Annotated in this window: 1 protein-coding gene; it reads right to left on the minus strand. The window is 54.4% G+C overall.

Annotation, left to right across the window (positions count from 1 at the left end; translation table 11 throughout):
- Positions 1 to 189: 189 nt before the first annotated feature.
- Positions 190 to 3,684, minus strand: a complete 3,495-nt coding sequence (locus tag KGB07_RS29615; protein ID WP_223466912.1) for an RHS repeat-associated core domain-containing protein — start codon at positions 3,682 to 3,684, stop codon at positions 190 to 192.
- Positions 3,685 to 3,707: the final 23 nt, after the last annotated feature.

Below are 3,707 nucleotides of genomic sequence, written 5' to 3' on the forward strand. Positions count from 1 at the left end.
GGGGGGAGGGATATGAGAGAACTCTCAGTTGAATTTATGTTGAAATTGATTCGAGAGAAATGCTGAAAGGTGTTTGCGGAGGGGCGTTGAGTTTAAGATAGTGGCAGTAAGGGAACGTGCAACCTGTAAGTGGTTGCACGCTCGTGTGAGAGACTTGACGTTAGTGGTGGGGGCTAAAAATAAAGTAGATTATTTTCGAGTTGGACCATCTGTCGTAAAAATCCTATTCTGGAGATCTACAATCCATTCTCCTTTTGAATTTCGTTTGGATTTAGGGAAAATATTCGGTATAGACGAACGTCGTAGTGCGGGGGCAGGGGCAGCGGGTGTAATGTCGGGCTGTATTGATTGATTGTCATTGTTACTAGGCAAAATATTGGGCAATGAATTACTGCGTTGACTAAGGTTGTCGGTGAATTGGTTAAAATCCGACTCGTCAGAATCACTAACGTAGATTGAATTTTGACGGCCTGGCCCCTGTTGGCGACCAAGTGCGCTTTCATCTGTTAAGTTTTCTATATTGCGTATGTAGTTAGAATTCGGGCCTGATGAACCAGAATCGTTACTTCCACTTTGGCTTGGTGGAGGGCTAGGTTTATCGGGGTTATCCGGATTACCCCTGCTAAAAAACGCGGCCCCGCTAATTAAACCCCCAAGAATTGTAAGACCTGAGCCAACGTAAAAAGCTGTTTCATCGTCAGCAATAGTTCCGTACGTGGCGACGGCGGCACCTATCGATGTAATGATTGCACCGATCACCAAAGCAGCGAAAACCCATCCGGCGGCGGGAACAAAGATGGCGGCGGCGATTGCAGCTACGGCAATGGCAACAAAACCAAGAATACTGACTATTTTTCCAAGTAACGATGTCCCTTTAGGTTGTTCGATGGGATCGATGTATCCGGGGTTATCCGGGCGCGTGTAAGTTGCACGATGACCGCTCGGATCACGGAATGTAATGGGGTTTCCCAGGCAATAGGCATAAGGGTTGAGCCCGCCCGAGCCAAACGGGCTGAACGAATCAGGGCTGTGAAAGCGCATCAGGTTCGGGTTGTAGGCACGATAGCCGCGACCCAGCAAGTACCAGCCAATGACCTCCTCGCACACCTCACTGTTGAACGCCAGCAGACTGCGCATTTCGCCTTCGCTGCTGCTGCGTACACCGTAGGCGTTGTAGACCGCCGTGTTGACACCCGATTGCAAGCATTCGCCAATGACATTCGGGCTGCCGTCCGTCATCAGCAGCATCGTCTGGGCGTGATCATCCACTTGCTGCTGACCCAGTGGGCGATTGCCATCGAACAGGTATTGTATGTGCGTCGTATCCTGGCGAGTGTGGCTGAGGTTGTAGCCCTGGTAAAAGCGCAGCGTTTCGCTTTCGTTGCCCCGACGAACACCCACCAGATGGTTGTGCCCGTCATAGCGGTAGGTCATCAGGGTTTGCTGGCCCGTCGGATCCTTGACGGCAATCAGGCGACCCTGGTTGTCGTAGACCATGCGCCTGTTGGCTTCGTCATTGAGCATATGGCCGTTGGCGTCGTACTCGAATGTCTGGCTGGGGGAATAGCCGCCGTCAGTGTAGGTGTGAGTAATTTTCTTTAGCTGACAAGGATCATTGGGGCGGTCGGGGAAGTCTTCATCGATATAGAAGAATCGCGCGACATCGCTGAGCCCGTTTTCGAATTGCGTGACCACGCGTTGAACATTGTCCAGCGCATCAAACGTGAACACCTGGCTGACAATCGAGTTGCCATAAGCATCCTGCGGCAGGTGTTTTTGGGTGCCCGAGCACTTGTGATGCACCAGTCGGTTGCGCTGGTCATACACGAACTCTTCGGTGAGCAGGCTGCGCCCGTCCGCGCTAAGGTGGCGGCTTTTGAGCTGGTTGTCGCCCTGCCAGGTCTGGGTGATGGTGAAGGGTGGTTGATGGCTGACGTTCAGGATACGTTCAACTTCGCGACCCTGAGTGTCGTATTGCACATCAGCGACCAGCGTGACGCCCGTTACTTCGTTTCGGCTGGTGGTACGCTGAACCTGCCCCAGCGCATTGTATTCGAAATCGGCTTTCAACTTGCCCTGGGTGACCGAACTCACTCGTCCGTATTCGTCATAGGTGTGCACGGTATCCAGGCCACCGGTGATGCTGCGGCTGAGCTGCCGCCCCAGGAGGGAGTTGACGTAGTGGGTCTCCATCGTGTTGTCGTCTGTATCGGTCCAGCTTTCATGCTCCAGTTGGCCGCCAGGGGTATAGCGGTAAGCACGAAGTCCCTGGTTATTGGTGGCTTTGACGATGCCCCCGGTCTTGGGGTCATAGACGTACGTCGCCGGCTGATCTTCGCCCGCTTTGATGGTTGTCGGCTGCCGGGTCAGTTCGGGCTTGTATGTATAGTCGAACGTTTGCAGCGGGGTGATGCGCTGGCTTGGCTGCATTTGCGAACCTGTGTAGCGATATTGCTCGATTCGCGGGTTATCCGAGTCGCCGATGCTCACTTCAGTCAGGCGCAAGAGACTGTCAAATTTTTGCTGGCCGACCGTCACTTCGGGGGCAGAGTTGGGTTTGACGTTCAAGCGAGTGACCTGCTGGTCAATACTTTGCTCTGCGAACTCTCGCTGGATTACGGTGTTGTCGGCGAGCCTAGTTGCCTCCACACGATTCCACGCATCGTAGGCAAAGTGCGTCGAGCTCTCGATATCATCGTACAGCTCGTCTTGTTGAACGCAATTGCTCTTGCCGTCGTAGTGAAAGCGAGCGACCCCAACGGAGGGCAATCCGGCATCCTTCAGTAGTTGCTTGAGGTGCTCGATCACCGAGCGCGCGGGTTCCTGGCGGCACAGTTCGATCAATGGCTGCGCGTCCAGTCGTTCAACACGATCAACCTTGCCGAAATCGTTGTACTCGCTCCCTGTCAGGTTACTGATAGTGATCGTTGACTGAGCGCCTGCTGTCTCCAGCCAGCTGTATTCGATCGGCCCCTTCCTGCCAAAAGGCGACCACAAGAGATTGCTCACGCTACTGTCCGGATTAATGGTACGACAGACGACGCCCCAGGCGTCGTACTCGAACTGTTGGCGCAACGGGATGGATTGTCCATCGAGCCAGTCGTAGCGGGTTTCTTCGACACGGTTGTCCAGCGCATCATAGTTGGCTGCAAAAACCTGCCGAGGTGTTTCCGTTTTCTCAGCGTAATCCTGGTAAATCACTCGCCCCTGACCGTCGAAACGGGTGCAGCTCGTCACGCCACTGACTTCCGTGACGCTTTGTGACGCCTGTTGACCGTCGGCCGAAGTCAGGCTGTAGGTGTAGATGCGCTCGCCTTTAACATCAGGAAAATTCGGTGAGACGATTTCCCTGGTCACCCGCCCCAGCGCGTCATACTGACGTAGCAGTTCTACGCCGTCGAGGTCAGTGGAGAGCACCGTTTCACCAGTGATTAGCGAGTGCTGCTTTGACATCGCTTTCTGGATACCGTCAAAACCGGCGAACAGTTCAGTGGTTTTCAGCACAGTTTCTCCAGCCAGTGCGCTGGACAGCCTTTCGTACTGATAGGAGGTCGTGCTGGTCTTGCCATTGAGGGTGGTTTGCTGAGTGACCGGGCGGCCGTGCAGGAACGCATCGCCGGGCAGTTCGTGGTAGCTGCGCCGGGTCTCTTGCAGGAGCGTTTCGTTGCTGCCATCGAGGTGCACCAGGGTCTCGCTCTCGATCGCCA

Origin of the sequence: Pseudomonas sp. GL-RE-26 (genome assembly GCF_019956275.1) — a bacterium.
Classification (GTDB): Bacteria; Pseudomonadota; Gammaproteobacteria; order Pseudomonadales; family Pseudomonadaceae; genus Aquipseudomonas; species Aquipseudomonas grandcourensis.